At 70.4% G+C, this 16,251-nt stretch carries 16 protein-coding genes; 8 read left to right on the top strand and 8 right to left on the bottom strand.

Annotated elements, in window-relative coordinates; all coding sequences use genetic code 11:
* Nucleotides 1–104 precede the first annotated feature (104 nt).
* The 3 genes from ACPXCS_RS36635 to ACPXCS_RS36625 all read left to right on the top strand — a co-directional run bounded on the left by ACPXCS_RS36635 (nt 105) and on the right by ACPXCS_RS36625 (nt 4,360).
* The gene (locus ACPXCS_RS36635; protein ID WP_425946776.1) at nt 105–476 is read left to right on the top strand and encodes a hypothetical protein; all 372 of its coding nucleotides are present in this window, start codon (nt 105–107) and stop codon (nt 474–476) included.
* A gap of 1,216 nt (nt 477–1,692) precedes the next feature.
* Nucleotides 1,693–3,708 (top strand): FAD-dependent oxidoreductase, encoded by a 2,016-nt coding sequence (locus ACPXCS_RS36630; RefSeq protein WP_425946741.1) that lies wholly within the window; start codon nt 1,693–1,695, stop codon nt 3,706–3,708.
* Between the two features lie 28 nt (nt 3,709–3,736).
* Nucleotides 3,737–4,360, top strand: a complete 624-nt coding sequence (locus ACPXCS_RS36625; protein WP_425946740.1) for a PadR family transcriptional regulator — start codon at nt 3,737–3,739, stop codon at nt 4,358–4,360.
* Nucleotides 4,361–4,452: 92 nt separating this feature from the next.
* On the opposite strand, the gene ACPXCS_RS36620 is transcribed toward ACPXCS_RS36625, so the two are convergent.
* Both ACPXCS_RS36620 and ACPXCS_RS36615 read right to left on the bottom strand, forming a co-directional pair.
* Entirely contained in the window at nt 4,453–4,992 is a 540-nt protein-coding gene (locus tag ACPXCS_RS36620; RefSeq protein WP_425946739.1) for a hypothetical protein, read from the bottom strand.
* A gap of 171 nt (nt 4,993–5,163) precedes the next feature.
* Entirely contained in the window at nt 5,164–6,141 is a 978-nt protein-coding gene (locus ACPXCS_RS36615) for a fibronectin type III domain-containing protein (protein WP_425946738.1), read from the bottom strand.
* Nucleotides 6,142–6,549: 408 nt separating this feature from the next.
* Here ACPXCS_RS36615 and ACPXCS_RS36610 point away from each other — a divergent pair, with 408 nt between their 5' ends.
* Nucleotides 6,550–7,245, top strand: a complete 696-nt coding sequence (locus tag ACPXCS_RS36610; protein WP_425946737.1) for a glycoside hydrolase family 75 protein — start codon at nt 6,550–6,552, stop codon at nt 7,243–7,245.
* 75 nt (nt 7,246–7,320) lie between these two features.
* Here ACPXCS_RS36610 and ACPXCS_RS36605 read toward each other — a convergent pair whose 3' ends face one another.
* From ACPXCS_RS36605 to ACPXCS_RS36590, 4 genes are all read right to left on the bottom strand, one after another.
* Nucleotides 7,321–7,731 (bottom strand): PTS fructose transporter subunit IIA, encoded by a 411-nt coding sequence (locus ACPXCS_RS36605; protein ID WP_425952221.1) that lies wholly within the window; start codon nt 7,729–7,731, stop codon nt 7,321–7,323.
* Nucleotides 7,724–8,323, bottom strand: a complete 600-nt coding sequence (gene dhaL / locus ACPXCS_RS36600) for a dihydroxyacetone kinase subunit DhaL (RefSeq protein WP_425952222.1) — start codon at nt 8,321–8,323, stop codon at nt 7,724–7,726. The genes ACPXCS_RS36605 and dhaL overlap by 8 nt, the downstream gene beginning before the upstream one ends.
* A 49-nt stretch (nt 8,324–8,372) precedes the next feature.
* Nucleotides 8,373–9,365 carry a dihydroxyacetone kinase subunit DhaK gene (gene dhaK / locus ACPXCS_RS36595; protein ID WP_425952223.1) on the bottom strand — a complete coding sequence of 331 codons (993 nt, stop codon included), beginning with the start codon at nt 9,363–9,365 and terminating at the stop codon, nt 8,373–8,375.
* A 157-nt stretch (nt 9,366–9,522) separates the two neighbouring features.
* Nucleotides 9,523–9,960: a hypothetical protein gene (locus tag ACPXCS_RS36590; RefSeq protein ID WP_425971106.1), complete on the bottom strand. Its 438-nt coding sequence runs from the start codon at nt 9,958–9,960 to the stop codon at nt 9,523–9,525.
* A 110-nt stretch (nt 9,961–10,070) separates the two neighbouring features.
* Between ACPXCS_RS36590 and ACPXCS_RS36585 the strand changes: the two genes are divergently transcribed.
* The 4 genes from ACPXCS_RS36585 to ACPXCS_RS36570 all read left to right on the top strand — a co-directional run bounded on the left by ACPXCS_RS36585 (nt 10,071) and on the right by ACPXCS_RS36570 (nt 14,018).
* Nucleotides 10,071–10,253, top strand: a complete 183-nt coding sequence (locus tag ACPXCS_RS36585; protein ID WP_425952224.1) for a hypothetical protein — start codon at nt 10,071–10,073, stop codon at nt 10,251–10,253.
* A 122-nt stretch (nt 10,254–10,375) separates the two neighbouring features.
* A complete protein-coding gene (locus ACPXCS_RS36580) occupies nt 10,376–11,584 on the top strand; it encodes an ABC-three component system protein (protein ID WP_425952225.1) in 1,209 nt (402 codons plus the stop codon).
* Nucleotides 11,581–12,072 (top strand): three component ABC system middle component, encoded by a 492-nt coding sequence (locus ACPXCS_RS36575; RefSeq protein ID WP_425952226.1) that lies wholly within the window; start codon nt 11,581–11,583, stop codon nt 12,070–12,072. Before ACPXCS_RS36580 ends, ACPXCS_RS36575 begins: the two co-directional genes overlap by 4 nt.
* A complete protein-coding gene (locus tag ACPXCS_RS36570; RefSeq protein WP_425952227.1) occupies nt 12,069–14,018 on the top strand; it encodes a DUF3732 domain-containing protein in 1,950 nt (649 codons plus the stop codon). The genes ACPXCS_RS36575 and ACPXCS_RS36570 overlap by 4 nt, the downstream gene beginning before the upstream one ends.
* Before the next feature lie 341 nt (nt 14,019–14,359).
* On the opposite strand, the gene ACPXCS_RS36565 is transcribed toward ACPXCS_RS36570, so the two are convergent.
* Nucleotides 14,360–15,634 carry an MFS transporter gene (locus ACPXCS_RS36565; RefSeq protein WP_425952228.1) on the bottom strand — a complete coding sequence of 425 codons (1,275 nt, stop codon included), beginning with the start codon at nt 15,632–15,634 and terminating at the stop codon, nt 14,360–14,362.
* Nucleotides 15,635–15,715: 81 nt separating this feature from the next.
* Nucleotides 15,716–16,246, bottom strand: coding sequence for a carboxymuconolactone decarboxylase family protein (locus ACPXCS_RS36560; RefSeq protein WP_425952229.1), 531 nt, complete (start codon nt 16,244–16,246; stop codon nt 15,716–15,718).
* Nucleotides 16,247–16,251 lie beyond the last annotated feature (5 nt).

Genomic DNA, 16,251 nt, shown 5'->3' with positions numbered 1-16,251 from the left:
GCAGACGCGTCCCCGCCGCCGGTAGTGCTCGGCGGAAGGTGGTGCTTTGCTGGGGGAGGGGCGGAAACGGCAGCGCGGCCAGGCAAGGAGCGATCACGATGGCGATGAACCAGGAGCGACCGCACCCCCACTCCGTCTCGGTGGAGATCAGCGGGTGCAGCAAGCACGACGCCCGGATCGTGTTCGACACGCTGTGCGCCTGCTTCGAGTCCGACCGGTGCGCCGACGACGTCCCGGAGGACCTGCACGCGACCCGGCCGACCGTCTGGCTCGGCACCTTCGACGTCGCCGACACGCACGAGGGGGCGCACCCCGAGGCCCGGCTGTCGTCCTCGGTCGAGGCCGATCTGCACGGCGGGTACTGGGCGATCGAGCAACTGCGCACGACCCTGGACTCGCTGTTCGACGTGCACGACCTGAGCACGGTCTCCGGTGACCAGGAGAAGGAACTGCACGTGCGCCTGCAGAGCCGGTGAGCGCGGCTCACGCCTGCGGCAGGCCGAGGACGGCACGCCGGTAGACGGCGTACACGACGCGCAGGTCCGCCGGCGAAACCCGCTCGTCGACGCCGTGCACCCCCGAGCAGGGACGCCGGAGCCGGCGGTGGCCGGGACGCCCCGGGCCGCCGGCTGGTCGCTGAGGGTGGTCGGGCCGGCGGTCTCGGCCCCCTACCGGCTGGACGCGGAGGAACAGCCCGCCGCGTCCAGCCGGTAGGGGGCCGGTGGGCCACCGGGGCGTCCTCGGCTCGGACGGCGGGCCGGGCGGCAGCGCGTCCAGGTCGCCCACCGCCGTGCGGACCGGGCGCTCGGCGTCGGGGGCCGCGTCGTGCGGTGGGGTGCGGACGTCCACGCCCGGCTCGCAGCGGTCCGGGCCGGCGCCGGAACCCCTCGCCCCCGTGGCAGGACGTCACGCTTCGGCGGCAGCGGGAGGGACCCGTGCGCCCCGGGCAGGGAAGCCCCGTCCAGCAGCCGACCGGACGCGCCGCCCGGGACACGGCACCCACCGCCGTCCGGCTGGACCCGGCGTGCCCGGACGCCCCGTGCACCGTGATCCGGGCCCGCCACAGGCCGCACCCGCCGATCGTCACCTCGTCCAGGCCCGGGCAGCCGGCCATCACCCCGGCCGGGCGGGCGGCCGACGGGCCGACAGGCCCGGGCAGCCCCGAAGCCGCCGTACTGCTCGTCGGCGTCGAGCAGTACGGCGAGCCCGCCGCGCGGCTCACCGGCCCGGCCGTGCGGCTCCGCCGCCAGGTGGCGGAACAGGGCGGCGGCGCGCCGGGAGCCGGCCGTGCCCTGCCGTGCAGCCGGCCGTCCGCGACGTCCCCGGCGCCGGGAGGGAACGACCAGGCCGCCGCCTCGTCGCCGCAGGGCGTGGTGTCCACGCAGGCGCCCGGCGTCCACCAGGGGCCGGGACGCCCGCCGGCGAGCCCCACCGGGAGCGCGACCGCGCCTCGCGTAGGCGTCGGTGCGGCAGGCCGCGGCCCGCCTCCCGGTCCGGGTGGCGACGGGCCGGCTCCAGGGGCGTCGACCGGCGGAGCCATTCCTCCGGGACGGCCGGCTCGGGCCTGCGAGCCTCGAGGCCGGCCCGGCCGGGGCGGCGGATCTGTGCCCTCCATCACCTTGTGCAACTAGTTGCATAAACCGTCGGTAGTCCTCTACAACTACAGGCACCACACCGCGCACGGAGGGCCCGATGAGCCGTTACCCGCACCTGCTGAGCCCCCTCGACCTGGGCTTCACCACCCTGCCCAACCGGGTCCTCATGGGCTCCATGCACGTGGGCCTGGAGGAGGCCGAGGGCGGCTTCGCGCGCATGGCCGCCTTCTACGCCGCCCGCGCCCGCGGGGGAGTGGGCCTGATCGTCACCGGCGGCATCGCCCCCAACGACGAGGGACGGCCCTACGAGGGCGGCGCCAAGCTCACCACCGAGGCGGAGGCCGAGCAGCACCGGGTCATCACCGACGCCGTGCACCGCGAGGGCGGGCGGATCGCGATGCAGATCCTGCACTTCGGCCGCTACGCCTACCACCGTGACCTGGTCGCGCCCAGCCCGCTGCAGGCGCCCATCAGCCCCTACCCGCCCCGCGAGCTCACCGACGCCGACGTCGAGCGGACCATCGACGACTACGTCCGTGCCGCCCGCCTCGCCCGCCAGGCCGGTTACGACGGCGTCGAGATCATGGGCTCCGAGGGCTACCTCGTCAACGAGTTCATCGCGCTGCAGACCAACCGGCGCACCGACCGCTGGGGCGGCTCGTACGAGAACCGCACGCGCTTCCCGCTGGAGATCGTGCGCCGGGTGCGCGAGGCGGTCGGCGACGACTTCATCGTCATCTACCGCCTTTCCATGCTCGACCTCGTGCCGGGCGGCTCCACGCTCGACGAGGTGATCACCCTCGCGAAGGCCGTCGAGGACGCCGGGGCGACGATCATCAACACCGGCATCGGCTGGCACGAGGCCCGCATCCCCACCATCGCGACCTCCGTGCCCCGCGGCGCCTACACCTGGGTCACCCGGCGGCTGATGGGCGAGGTGTCCGTCCCGCTCGTCACCACCAACCGCATCAACACCCCCGAGCTGGCCGAGGAACTGCTCGCCGAGGGCGCGGCCGACATGGTGTCGATGGCCCGCCCGATGCTCGCCGACCCCGACTTCGTCACCAAGGCCGAGGCCGGCCGCCCCGAGGCGATCAACACCTGCATCGGCTGCAACCAGGCCTGCCTGGACCACACCTTCAGCGGCCTGATCACCTCCTGCCTGGTCAACCCGCGCGCCTGCCACGAGACCGAGCTCGTGCTCTCCCCGACCCGGCTGCGCAAGCGCGTCGCGGTCGTCGGCGCCGGTCCGGCGGGGCTGGCCTGCGCGGTCTCGGCCGCCGAGCGCGGGCACGAGGTGACGCTGTTCGACGCGGCGAGCGAGATCGGCGGGCAGCTCAACGTCGCCCGGAAGGTGCCCGGGAAGCAGGAGTTCGACGAGACGCTGCGCTACTTCCGCACCCAGCTCGACTGGCACGGGGTCGACGTCCGGCTGAACACCCTCGTCTCGGCCGCCGACGTCGACGGCTACGACGAGGTCGTCGTCGCCACCGGCGTCACCCCGCGCACCCCCGACATCCCGGGCATCGACCACCCGAGCGTCCTCGGCTACCTCGACGTGCTGCGCGACGGCGCCCCCGTCGGCGACCGGGTCGCGGTCCTCGGCGCGGGCGGCATCGGCTTCGACGTCGCCGAGTACCTCACCGACACCGGCGACAAGGCCCACGAGAACCCCCGGACGTACTTCCGCCAGTGGGGCGTCGACCTCGACTACCGCGCCCCCGGCGGCCTCGCCGCGCCCGAGCGGCCCGCCCCGCCGCGCACCGTCCACCTGCTGCAGCGCAAGACCTCCAAGGTCGGCGCCGGGCTCGGCAAGACCACCGGCTGGATCCACCGCACCGAACTCAAGCACCGCGGCGTCACCATGGTCCCGGGCGTGCGCTACGACCGGATCGACGACGCCGGACTGCACATCACCGTCGGCGAGGAGAGCACGGTGCTCCCGGTCGACACGATCGTGCTGTGCACGGGCCAGGAACCGCGCCGGGGGCTGTACGAGGAGCTGATCGCGGCCGGGCGCAGCGCGCACCTGATCGGCGGGGCGGACGTGGCCGCGGAGCTGGACGCCAAGCGCGCCATCAAGCAGGGCACCGAACTGGCGGCCGCCCTGTAGCGGTCGGACGCGTCCCTAGGATGAGGCCATGTCACTCCCGCACGCGATCCTCACCGCCCTGCTCGAGAAGCCGTCGTCCGGGCTGGAGCTGACCCGCAGGTTCGACCGGTCGATCGGCTACTTCTGGTCGGCGACGCACCAGCAGATCTATCGCGAGCTGGGAAGGCTGGAGGCCGACGGCCTCATCAGGGCCCTGCCGTCCGAGCAGCCGGCCCGCGGGCAGAAGAAGAGCTACGAGGTCCTGCCCGCGGGCCGCGCCGAACTGGCCCGCTGGACCGCCGCCTCCCAGGACCCCAAGCCGCACCGCGACACGCTGCTGCTGCGGCTCAGGGCGGCGGCCGTGGTCGGCACCGCCGGTCTCGAGGCCGATCTGCGGCGCCATCTGGAGCTGCACGAGCGGCAGTTGGCCGAGTACCGGGAGATCGAGAAGCGTGACTTCCCGCCCGGCCGGGACGGCGCCGAGGACCGGCTGCGGCACCTGGTGCTGCGGGCCGGGATCGACCTGGAGACCTTCTGGACCCAGTGGCTCAGGGGCGCCCTCGCGGACTTCGCGGACCTGCCCGGCCCCGGGACGACCGAACCGGCCGAACCGACCGAACCGACCGGACCGTCCGAGCTGTCCGAGCCGTCCGAGCCGTCCGAGCCGGTCTGACTGGCCCGACTGGCCCGACTGGCCCGACCGTGACGTGACGGCGCCCGCCCGGCCGGAGCGCTTCGACCGGGCGGGCCGCCCTTCGTACCGGGTCAGAGCCGGTACGGCTTGGTGCGCCGGCGCAGGTACCAGGCGGTCGCGAGGAGTCCGGCACCGACCAGCGTGCCGCCCGCCACCAGCGTGACGGTGCCGTAGTCCGTCGAGGAGCCGCCGACCCCGCCCATGACGCCGCGGGACGGCGAGGCCGAGGGGGACGCGGTACGCGTGGGGGTGGGGGCGGGCGAGACGACGACGGACTGGGTGCCCGCGGTGGTGCCGTCCGAGCAGATGACGATGACGGTGTACGTGCCCGCGGTGACGTTCGACCAGGCGGCGGACTGGCTGGTCGACGTGCCGGACAGGGTCACCTGCCGGCCCTGGGCGAAGCTGCCCTGACTGCTGGTGAGCAGCGAGGCGGTGCCCCAGCTGCCGTTGATCTGGGTGCAGGAGCTGGTCGTGACCGACACCGTGGAGCCCGTGGTGCTGACGGAGATGCCCGGACCCGCGGCCGCGGGCACCGCCGCCAGGGCGAGGGGCAGCGCGGCGGCGGCCACGGTCAGGCCGGAGCGGGAAACTATCGATGAGTTGCGCATGTGGACTGCCCTCCGGCGGCACGGTTGGCGGTACATCCCTAGCGCCGCCGAGGGTCGGGAACGCCCGTGCTGCCTCAGGGTCAGCCAATGCGCCCCGGGCCCCGGACGCACGCCGGACGCCGCCGTGCAGGTGACGGCGTCCCGCCCGGTGGCCCGGTGCCGCGGGGTGGGTCAGCGCCCCGCGCCCGTCGTCACCGTCCGCTCCGCCGAGAAGCCTCCCCAGGTGCCGTCCGGCAGCATCGCCCGGATCCGGACGCGATGGGTGGCACCGCTGTCGCGCCCCACGTAGAAGCTGTACGTCGCCCGTCCGCGCGGTGGGTCGCCGCCGAAGACGAGGGACGTGGCCGCCCGGCCGTCCAGATGGACCTGGTACTCGGTGACCACGCCGTCCACCCGGGGCGGCACCCAGCTGAGGTCGACGTAGTAGGCCCCGTCCGCGCGGTGGCTCGTCGCCCGGAAGCCGGTGGGTGCCGTGGCGCGGCCGTCGCCGGCGCCCGGGGTGGTGAGGCGGACGGCGGCACTGGCGGGGGAGACGTTGCCGGCCGCGTCCCGGGCTCGGACGGTGAACACGTAGGAGGTGCCGGGCCGCAGCCCCGTGACCACGGTGGCCGTCTGGCCCCCGCCCACACTGTGGATCTTCGCGTCCCCCTGGTGGATGTCGTACGACACCACGTCCCGGTCGTCCGTCGCGGCGGACCAGGACAGCTGCACGGCCCGGCTGCCGGCCACCCGCCCGCGGGGTGCCGTCGGGCGGGACGGCGCCGCGCGGTCGTCGGCGGCGGCCACCGGTGTGCTCGCCCGGACCTCCCGGCTGCGTGGCCCGAGCCGTCCGTCGGCGTCCCGTGCCCGCACGGTGAAGGAGTACTGCGTGGACGGCCGCAGCCTGGTGACATCCACCATGTGCTGGGAGCCCGGCACTTCCTTGACCTTGGTGGTCCCGCGATACACCTCGTAACGGTCGGCCCGCTCCGTCGCGTTCCACATGACGTGCACGCTGGTGGCGCTGCCCGCGGCGGCGGTGACACCGGTCGGCGCGCCGGGCGGTGAGCCCGTGTCGCCTCTGCCCGTACCGGCCCAGCCGCAGGACGCGACGAGCGCGACGGTCGCGCAGGGTGCTGCGCATCGCCGGAGAAGGACGAGGAATCGCACGAGACTGCCTCCCGGGGCGGCACGCGGGAACGGTCCGTAATGGTCCGGACCAATATGACGCGACTGACGCGATCACATCAAGAGGGTGAACGGGGCAGGCCGTGGCCGGACCGGGCGTCACCCCGTGGTGTGTGACCACTCGGAAGAGTTACGTATGCTGAAGGCCTCACGGCCGAACGCCCGGCGCACACCGGGGAGTTCGGGCTTGTCGCGCGGACCGCTGTCGTCGCAGATGCCGCGTTGGCGCGGGTGGCCGGGCGGCCGGGTCTCACACGGACTCAGGCCCCCGGCCCCTTTTCGTGGTTGGGGGCCGTGCACCGTCCGGCCCCCCAGCGGTGGCCCGCCGACCGGCCCGGGGCCAGATTGGGCTGAGTGCCTGTCAGGTCCCCGAGGAGAGGCTCCCGTATCGTGCGTGTCCAGTCGCTCTCGCTGGCCGCGGCCAGCGCCGCCCTGCTCGCTCCGACGACAGCCCCCGCCACGCCGCCCGCGCACCAGGACCGGCCGGCCGCGTCGCGCGAGGGCACGGTGCCCGCCGCCGACCTGCTGGCCGCGGTGCGCGACTGCACCCCCGTCTCGCGCGGCCGTTACCGCAGCGACTACGGCGCCCCCGCCACCATCCCGGTCTGCGGCACCCGCGACGTCGTGTTCTGGAAGGCGGACATGGACATCGACTGCGACGGCCGTCCGGGCCCCCACTGCAACCGCCGCACCGACCCCTACTTCGCCCCCAGCACGGCCTTCGCGCAGTCCGACGGCCGCTTCCTGAGCGCCGAACGCCTGCCCTTCGTCGTCGTGCCCGCCCCGAGTCCTCTCTGGGACTACCGGGACCACGGCGTCCGCGGCGGATCGGTCGTGGCCGTCATCCACCGGGACCGGGTGCAGTACGCCGTCGTGGGCGACACGGGCCCGCAGCACATCATCGGGGAGGCGTCCTACGCGACCGCCAAGGCCCTCGGCATCCGCCCGGACCCGCACGGCGGCGGCGTGCCCTCGGGCGTCACCTACATCGTCTTCAAGAACACCCGTGTGTCGCCGATCGAGGACCACGCCGCGGCCGTGGCGGCGGGGGAGGCGGCGGCGAAGCGCTTCACCGCGGGGCGCTGAGCCCCGCGCGCCGGCACCGCACGCGGCCGGGCCCGCCGGGAACCGGCGGGCCCGGCCGCACACCGGGGAAGGACCTCACACCTTCCGGTACGCGTACGCCTCCGCGGCGGCCGCCTCCACGGCCGCCAGATCGGCCCCGGTGGCCGCCGTGACGACCGCGGCCACGGCCCCCTCCACGAACGGGGCGTCCACCAGCCTGGTCCCCTCGGGGAGTTCGTCGCCCTCCGCGAGCAGCGCCTTGACCGTCAGCACCGCGCTGCCCAGGTCGGTCAGGACGGCGACGCCGGCCCCGCGGTCCACGGACGCGGCCGCCGCGGCGATCAGCTCCGCGCTCGTGCCGAGCCCGCCGCCCTCGGTGCCGCCCGCCGGGGCGACCGGTACCTCCGCACCGCCGCCCGCCAGGCCCTTGGCCAGCGCGGCGACCGAGGCGGCCACCTCCGCGCTGTGCGACACCAGCACGATTCCCACCTGCCGCTCGTCACTCACCGGCGGCCTCCGCGAGAGCGGCGATCAGCAGCGCCGAGGACGTGGCGCCCGGGTCCTGGTGCCCGATGCTGCGCTCGCCCACGTAACTCGCCCGGCCCTTGCGGGCCTGCAGAGGCGTCGTGGCGACGGCGCCCTCCTCGGCGGCGGTGCGGGCGGCCGCGAACGACTCGCCGAGCGCGTCCACCGCGGGCACCAGGGCGTCGATCATGGTCTTGTCGCCGGGCGCGGCTCCGCCGAGCGTCATGACCGCGTCCACCCCGGTCCGCAGTGCCTCGGTCAGCTGCTCCGCGCTGACCTCGGCCTCCTCCCCGAGCGCCTTGCCCGTCCGGCGCAGCAGCGTGCCGTAGAGCGGCCCCGAGGCGCCGCCGACCGTCGAGATCAGCTGGCGGCCGGCCAGCGTCAGGACCGCGCCGGGTGTTCCGGGAGGCTCCTTGTCCAGGGCGGCCTTCACCGCGCGGAACCCGCGCTGGAGGTTGCTGCCGTGGTCGGCGTCCCCGATCGGGGAGTCGAGGGCGGTGAGCCGTTCCGCCTCGCGGTCGACGGACGTGGCGGTCGCCGTCATCCAACGGCGGAAGAAGTCGGCGTCGAGCACTGGATCTCCTTGCCTGGTAGGTACGTGGTGATCCTCTACCCCCTGTCCCTCACACGCCCCAGCGCAGGGCCGGTGTCCTCACGGGGGCGTCCCACAGCCGCAGCAGATCCTCGTCGGCCTGGCACAGGGTGAGCGAGGCGCCCGCCATGTCGAGGGAAGTGACGTAGTTGCCCACCAGGACACGGGCCACGGCCACACCGCGCGCCGCGAGCACCCGGTGCACCTCGGCGTTGAACCCGTACAGCTCCAGCAGCGGCGTCGCGCCCATGCCGTTGACGAGGACCAGCACCGGGTTGCGCGGGCGGAGGTCCTCCACCACGGCCTCGACGGCGGCCTCGGCGATCTCGCCCGAGGTCATCATGCTCCGCCGCTCCCGCCCCGGCTCGCCGTGGATGCCGATGCCCAACTCCAGCTCGCCCGGGGGCAGATCGAAGGTGGGGCTGCCCTTGGCCGGCGTGCTGCAGGCGCTCAGCGCGACACCGAAGCTGCGGGAGCTCTCGTTGACCTGCCGGGCGATGGCCTCGACCCGCTCCAGCGGCATGCCCTCGTCGGCGGCGGCGCCCGCGATCTTCTCCACGAAGAGCGTCGCGCCGGTGCCGCGCCGGCCCGCCGTGTAGAGGCTGTCGGTCACTGCCACGTCGTCGTTGACCAGGACCTTCGCGACCTGGATGCCCTCGTCCTCGGCCAGCTCGGCGGCCATGTCGAAGTTGAGGACGTCACCGGTGTAGTTCTTGACGATGAACAGCACTCCGGCCCCGCTGTCGACGGCGGCGGCCGCGCGCAGCATCTGGTCGGGCACGGGGGAGGTGAACACCTCACCAGGACAGGCCGCCGACAGCATGCCGGGACCGACGAATCCGCCGTGCAGCGGCTCGTGCCCGGAACCTCCGCCCGAGACCAGTCCCACCTTGCCGGCGACGGGGGCGTCCCGCCGCACGATGACCCGGTTCTCCACGTCCACGGTCAGGTCCGGGTGGGCTGCCGCCATACCACGCAGCGCGTCCGCGACCACGGTCTCGGGGACGTTGATCAGCATCTTCACTGGAACCTCCTGATGAGACTAGCATCTGGGCCTCTGACCTTCATGTTCGCAGGTCAGATTGGGTTTGACTAGTTTGCGATCTTGACGGTCCGTAGTCCTCCGTAGCGCGTTGTGGCGGTACTGATGCTGACCTAATGCTGACATTGGTGACAGGTCGTCAGGTGCAGGTTGTCGTCGCGTGCGAGCGGGCTGGTGATCCTCCAGTCGGCAGTATCGACCTTGCGGAAGCGAAGGTCACGCTGCTGGGGCTTGGAGGTCGGAAGGGAAGCGGGCAAGGCGTTGCCTCACTGAACATCCGGGAGCCGGCCAAGGCGGCGCGGGAGGGTTTCGGGGTGCGTAGCACGAGATCGACCGGGAACAGCTTCGCGGCGTCTCCTAGCTCCCGGCGCTCCAACGCGCCCGTGTCGCCTCCCACCGCGGCAAGCTGCCCGGCCTGGTTGTTGTCGTACGAGGCGAGCACCTTGTACGCGGCCAGGCGTCGCAACTCCTGCGGCGGCACCCCCGCTTTGGCCAGCTCGGGAAAAGCACGGCTATCGGAACGACCAGCCTCAGCCATCACCGGCTTGTAGTTCAGCCACGACCCCGCATCGATCATGAATTGGCGCAGGCCAACGGTCTCCTACGGACCTCGGCCCCGCGCCGTTGATCAGCCTAGTATCCCGTGAAGCACCCGCTGTCGGCCGCCGTGTCCCTCACAATCGCTCCATGCGCTTGTGGATCAGTGGCATCTTGCTCCCTGCTGCGACAGCCCTCTTCATCGGCCTCGTCATCACCCCGCGCCTGGAAGCTCGCAACAAGCGCGTGCGAGTCGTACACGAAGCCCGCGACGAGTTCAGCCGCCGCGTGCTCATCATCCTGTCTGCCTCCGGCCGCCTGCGGGAATCCTGAGCTCGGGCACCTTCGGGCGGCGGCTCGCGCGCAGGTCGTTGTGTGAAAGGGGTTTCAGCACCGGACCGCACATGACAAGATCGGGTCACTCGCAGTGAGCAGAGGCCTGCAGGGGGTTGAACATGGCTGAGCGGGAACCGGATTTCGAAGCGTCGGCCTCCGCGCTCGGCTACGTTTACCAGCTGCGTGAAGCTCTTCACTTATGCGTGAGTCGTCTCGGAGGTCTGGACTGGGCCTTGGCCATCGAGGCGGGAGACGACATCGAGGAGGTCCGCCAGGGCGGGCGAACGTACTACCAGCTTAAACACCGAGCCCCGGGCACGCGCATGACCAACGCAAGCGTGGACCTGTGGAAAACGCTGCGGATCTGGGCCCACGCGATCGACCGAGGCCAGCTCGACCTCGAACACACCGATCTGATTCTTCTCACTACCGCGGAACTATCCGCTGGGTCTGTGGGCAGCATGCTGCAGCCTGCCGAATCCCGGCAACGCGATGAGCGGAACGCCCTGGAGGCGCTGAAAGCCACCCGCAGGACCTCCAAGAACGACGCCTTGGCTAAGGCATTCGAAGCGTTCGATCTCCTGAGCCCTCAGCAGCTGGAACGCATGGTCGCCAGGATCCGGGTGATCGGGAACGCGCCCGACGTGGATGCCGTCGAGCAGAAGCTGCGACAGGCAGCAATCATGGCTGTAGGCCGTGAACACGCCACAGCGTTTCTTGTCCGGCTGGAAGGATGGTTCTTCCGACGCACCATCCAGCAACTACGCTCCGGAAGCCTGGATGCGATCACCGGCCTGGACTTCGACGCTGTCTTCTCCGATCTGCGCAACCAGTTCGGTCGGGCGAACCTGCCCATCGACGAGGACATCGCCGAGATGGAGGCCGACCTTGCCAGGTACGCCGGCCAGACCTTCGTGCGGCAACTGGAGCTCATCGAGCTGGGATCAAGACGCGTCAACCGCGCGGTACGCGACTACATGAGGGCTGTCAGCCAGCGTTCGCGCTGGCTGAACGAGAACCTGCTGCTGCCCAAAGAACTCAGTCGTTACGAGCGGCGACTGATCGAGGAGTGGGAAGAGCTCTTCGACGACATGGTCGACACCCTCGGTGCCGAGGCAGCCGCAGCGGAGAAGATCGCTGCGGCTACAAGCATCTACCGGTGGGCCATGACCGAAGCTCAGCAGCGCATCCGCCCCGAGTGCGATGAACCCTTCGTGGCCAAGGGCTCGTTCCACATTCTGGCCGATGACTGCAGGATCGGTTGGCACATGGACTTCGTTGCTCGCCTCATGGCCGTGTTGGAACCCGTGGAGACCACATCCGCATGATCGAGTTCAGCACTCTCAGTCGGGATGAGCGCGCCCTGTACAACCCCGCGTTCACCGGCCTGACCGTAGCCCGCTGCGTACAAGGACACCAAGCAGAGGTCAACAGGCCCTGCCCTGTCGCTGTTGCCATTCTCGCGGCGGTCATGGCCCTGCAACCGACGATACGTAATGTGCTTCCGCGGTCGACTGCGAGCGGACTGCACCGCTGGGTGCAGGAGCATTCGGCGGTGCGCTCGTCGATGGCGCTCAACGCCACGGCAATCGCAGGCGTCGTCCGTCCTGGCCTGCTGATGGCCCTCCAAACACGTACGCTGGTGTGCGATATAGACGGCAATCTCCATGTGCCGAAGAGGGCTTTGAAGAAGGCAATCACCGGCGAAAGCGATGACGTCGTCGCCGTTCAGAAGGCGGCCTTCTTCTTGGGGCGCTGGCTGCCCAGCGCCGGCAGCATAAGCACCGTCATGACCCTGCTAGGAGTACGGCCTTGACGTTCCAGATCCGCGCCATCTCCATCTACAACGAGAATGGCGAGATCCGTACCGTTCAGTTCCAAATGGGCTCGCTCAACATCATCACGGGGGACTCCCGGCGCGGAAAGAGCGCCATCTTGACCATCGTCGACTACTGTCTCGGCAGCGACGAATTCGTCATCCGCGGTGCGGCTCTTCGCAACTTCGTGCACGTCTTCGCGCTGACCATCGTCAAGGACGACGAGCAACTCTTCGTGGCACGTCCCGCACCTGTCGGCAAGGCAGCAACAAACACCACGTTCTGCGTCATCTCCCAGGAGCGCGGAGCGCCCCCGCCGGACTACGCGAACCTGACTTTCTCTATGCCGTTGGACATTGCGAAGAAGGTCCTGTCCAGGTTCACCGGCATCGATCCGTCCGTGCAATTGCCCGTAGCGCGCAGCCCCCGCCAGCTCTCCCCGTCCGTCCGGCACGGCTTGTTCTTCTGTCTGCAGGAGCAGAACGAAGTCGCCAACCAGGACCTGCTCTTTCACGGACAGATGGATGACTATCACCGCCCGGCACTGCGGGCGATGCTTCCGTACTTCCTGGGCGCCGTGGATCCAGAACGCGCCCAGCTTGAGCACCGGCTCAAGCTTCTGCGTCGGCAACTGACCGAGCAGCAACAGCGTCTGGAGGCGGCCCAGCCGTTTCAGCACCCGTCGGGTACGGCGGCGGGGCTGCACGAGGAAGCCGTCGAAGCAAACCTGCTCGGCCCGGTAGCGGATGGCCATCGCCTGTCACGGGACGAGATTGTCAACCGACTGCGCCAAGCTGTTGAGACGGCCGTGCCTGAGCCGGAGCCTCCCGCAGGCGAGGACCCGCTGTCCGCCCTCAGCGCAACCCGCCGAGACCTTCGGCAGGCCTATTCTCAAACCCGGGTGCGCATTTCCAACCTCAAGACCATCGCCAGGGAGAAGGACGACTTCCTTGGCCAGGTCCGCGAGCAGCATGCCCGACTGGCCACCCTCGGTCTGCTGCGCCGGTCTGATCCGGAGATGCGGACGCACGACGAGCTGTGCCCAGTGTGTGGCAGTCGCGCGCCCGACTCTGGTCAGGCAACTCAGATCATGCGGCGCGACCTTGAGCGGCTTGACGCTGAGATCGCCACGATCGGTGATGCGACTCCGGACATCAACGCGCGCATCGCCGAAGAGGAGAACACTCTTACGGATCTGCGCGCTGCCCTAGCTCGGAATCAAGAGGAGATCGAAGTTCTTGGCGCAGGCCAGCGGACAGCCGCCCAGGACGATCCGCTGCACCGGGCAGCCGTGGTGCAGGGTCGCATCAGTCTCTTCCTCGACACCATGGCTCGCAACACGCAGTCCCCAGTGGAGGATCGCCGGCTGGAGTTGGCTACGGAGATCGCCTCGCTTGAGGAACAGCTCGGCAGTACCGTCCAAGAAGACCTACTCAGCAGCTTTCTGTCTCTCGTCAACCAGAAGATCCAGGCCAAAGCCATCGCCCTGGAATTGGAGCACCATGACGAGCCCATCCGCTTGGACCCCCGGGCCCTGACTCTCATCGCCGACACTCGGCGTGGGCCCGTCAAGATGCCTGAGATGGGTAGTGGCCACAACTACTTGGGCTACCACATCGCGACCATGCTGAGCCTGCACGAGTGGTTCAACGAGATAGGCAGCCCCGTCCCTCGGTTCCTCATTCTCGACCAGCCCTCGCAGGCCGGGTTCCCCGACGAGACTCGTGATGGCGGGTTCGGATCCGCCCGCGCCACGCTTCTTAATCTCTACGAGACGATCCAATCGAGTGTCGAGTCGCTCGCGGGCGCCTTCCAGGTCATCGTTCTTGAACACGCCGACCTCGACGACGAGCCCTTCCGCAGCGCTGTTCGCGCACGATGGCGCCGAAGCAACGGCGAAGCGCTCGTTCCTGAACATTGGATTACCTACGACGCCGACGAATGATCCACCCAGAGGGGGCAGTGACGCCTCGCCACTGGGGCATCTCCGCGAGCGGACGACCCTGTGCTGCGATCGTGACCACAGTTGACATGGCGCCGCTGCTCTGGGCTCGCATGCACCAACAGTGGTTGGTTGCCTGAGCCGCGAGAACACGCACGGCGGGGTCTGTCCGGGGGCGCGCCCGGGCTGGATCCTGCCGTGCGTGTTTGTGGGTCGGCCAGATGGCGTCCGTCTGTGGGGAGCGTCTGCCGCTTGCGTCAGGCCGGTGTCGGCCTTCTCGGAGTGTCTGGCCGGCAGCACGTGCTGTGCACGACGCAGACAGTCAGGGCGCTGTGCGCGGCGCTTCAGGCGGCCTTGGTCAGGGCGGACCGGTCCTTGCTGGGCGCATGCCGGTCGGGTGCCGCGAGTGTGGTCATGGCTCCTGGTTCGTCGTGGCGCGGCCATAGGAGGAGGGCACCGATTGTTCCCGCCCCGGCCAGGACCGCGAGGAGGGACCAGGCGAGAGTGAAGCCGGCGTTCGTGCCGAGCCACCCCGCGACGGGATAGGTGATCAGCCAGGCCAGGTGCGACAGAGAGAACTGGGCGGCGAACGCCTCGGGGATCGCGTTCCGTCCGACGGAGGCGCGCAGGACCTTGCCGGTCGGTGTGATGATCAGTGCCATGCCGATGCCGACGACGGTCCAGATGATCGCCGTACCGGTCCAGGTGGTGAGACCGGCTGCGGTGAGCGTCACCGCGGCGGTCGTGCCGCCCACGAGGACTCCGGCGCCGGTCATCATGACGGTGCGGGCAGCGATCCGGTCGAGAACGCGGGGGAGTGTGAGGGCGGCCAGGAGGGTTCCGGTGCCGGAGGCGGCGAGCATCCAGGCGACGTCCGACTGCGAGCCGCCGAGCTCGTCACGGACGTAGTTGACGGTGTTCACGACGACTATCGACCCTGCCGCCGCAACCACGAGATTGAGCGCCATGATGCCGCGCAGCCGCGGTGTCCTGAGGAACGTCCTGATCCCTGCTGCCACCTTGTCCCACGCCTTGGTGTGGGTGCTGGGGCGGGCGTCGGGGATGCGCGCCGAGAGGACGAGCAGGGCGGAGATGAGGAACCCGGCGGAGGTGCCGAGGAACAGCCAGCCGAAGCTGATGAACGTTAGGGCGACAGCTGCCAGCAGGGGGCTGAGCAGGCTCTCCATGGTGTAGGCGACCTGGGACGCGGACAGGGCACGTGTGTAGTCGGACTCGTCGGTGACGATGTCGGGGATGACGGCCTGGAACGTCGGGGTGAATGCCGCGGAGGCGGCCTGGAGCAGGCCGATCAGGACGTAGATGTGCCAGACCTCGGTCACCAGCGGCAGTGCCAGGACCACCGCCCCGCGGACCACGTCGAGGAGGACCAGGAGTGTTCTCCGGGGGAGTCGGTCGACGTACGCGGCGGCCAGAGGGGCTATGGCCACGTACATGACCATCTTGATGGTCAGGGCGGTACCGAGGACCATGCCCGCGCGCGGTCCTGCGAGGTCGTAGGCGAGCAGCCCGAGGGCCACTGTGGTCAGTCCGGTACCGAACAGGGCGATGACTTGGGCGCTGAACAGGTGACGGTAGTCGCGGATGGCGAACAGACGCATGGCTGGTTCCTTCCGTATCCATGCGGCGGGGCACGGGCTCGGGGTGGAGGCCGTGCCCCGCGAGTACAGGCGGGGATGTCCCTAGACACTGGTGTCGCTCTCGGGTGTGAGACCGGCGAGCAGGTTGAAGGCGCCGGTGAGGATGTTGAGTGCGACGACGCCGACGACGTCGGCAATCGCGCGGTCGCTGTAGCCGTATTCACGCAGCGCGATGACCTGTTCGTCGGTGATCGACGTCGGCTCGCGATAGATCTGGAGGGCGAGGGTGATGATCGTCGCGATCGCGGGATCGGCCGAGGTGCCCGTGTGGGCTCGCTCGATCTCCTCCTCGTCCACTCCCATGGCGCGGGCGGCATTGACATGCGAGTCGAGGCACAGCCTGCATCCCTGCAGGGCCTGAACGGCGATCGAGATCCGTTCGCTGATCCTTCGGTCGAGTTTGGCTCGTCCCATGGCGCGGCTCAGCTGGAGATAGCCGCCCAGCACGGCTGGCGAGTGCGCCATCGTGGAGACCATGTCACCGATCTGGCCATGGCGGGAGACCAGGTCGGCGAGGAGGTCGCGCGAGGCGCCGACCGCCGTGTCGGGCGTGAGTCGGGTCAGGCGGGGCATGACGT

Origin of the sequence: Streptomyces sp. DT190, from assembly GCF_049846985.1 — a bacterium.
Classification (GTDB): domain Bacteria; phylum Actinomycetota; class Actinomycetes; order Streptomycetales; family Streptomycetaceae; genus Streptomyces.
This window is presented reverse-complemented; position numbering and strand designations above follow the sequence as displayed.

Bases quoted from the DNA above. Each gene is read 5' to 3' on its own strand.
- ACPXCS_RS36580 (WP_425952225.1), top strand. From the start codon at position 10,376: ATGGCTGAGCGGGAACCGGATTTCGAAGCGTCGGCCTCCGCGCTCGGC.
- ACPXCS_RS36560 (WP_425952229.1), bottom strand. From the start codon at position 16,246: ATGCCCCGCCTGACCCGACTCACGCCCGACACGGCGGTCGGCGCCTCG.
- ACPXCS_RS36590 (WP_425971106.1), bottom strand. From the start codon at position 9,960: ATGATCGATGCGGGGTCGTGGCTGAACTACAAGCCGGTGATGGCTGAG.
- ACPXCS_RS36575 (WP_425952226.1), top strand. From the start codon at position 11,581: ATGATCGAGTTCAGCACTCTCAGTCGGGATGAGCGCGCCCTGTACAAC.
- ACPXCS_RS36630 (WP_425946741.1), top strand. From the start codon at position 1,693: ATGAGCCGTTACCCGCACCTGCTGAGCCCCCTCGACCTGGGCTTCACC.
- ACPXCS_RS36635 (WP_425946776.1), top strand. From the start codon at position 105: ATGAACCAGGAGCGACCGCACCCCCACTCCGTCTCGGTGGAGATCAGC.
- ACPXCS_RS36625 (WP_425946740.1), top strand. From the start codon at position 3,737: ATGTCACTCCCGCACGCGATCCTCACCGCCCTGCTCGAGAAGCCGTCG.
- ACPXCS_RS36620 (WP_425946739.1), bottom strand. From the start codon at position 4,992: ATGCGCAACTCATCGATAGTTTCCCGCTCCGGCCTGACCGTGGCCGCC.
- ACPXCS_RS36585 (WP_425952224.1), top strand. From the start codon at position 10,071: ATGCGCTTGTGGATCAGTGGCATCTTGCTCCCTGCTGCGACAGCCCTC.
- ACPXCS_RS36565 (WP_425952228.1), bottom strand. From the start codon at position 15,634: ATGCGTCTGTTCGCCATCCGCGACTACCGTCACCTGTTCAGCGCCCAA.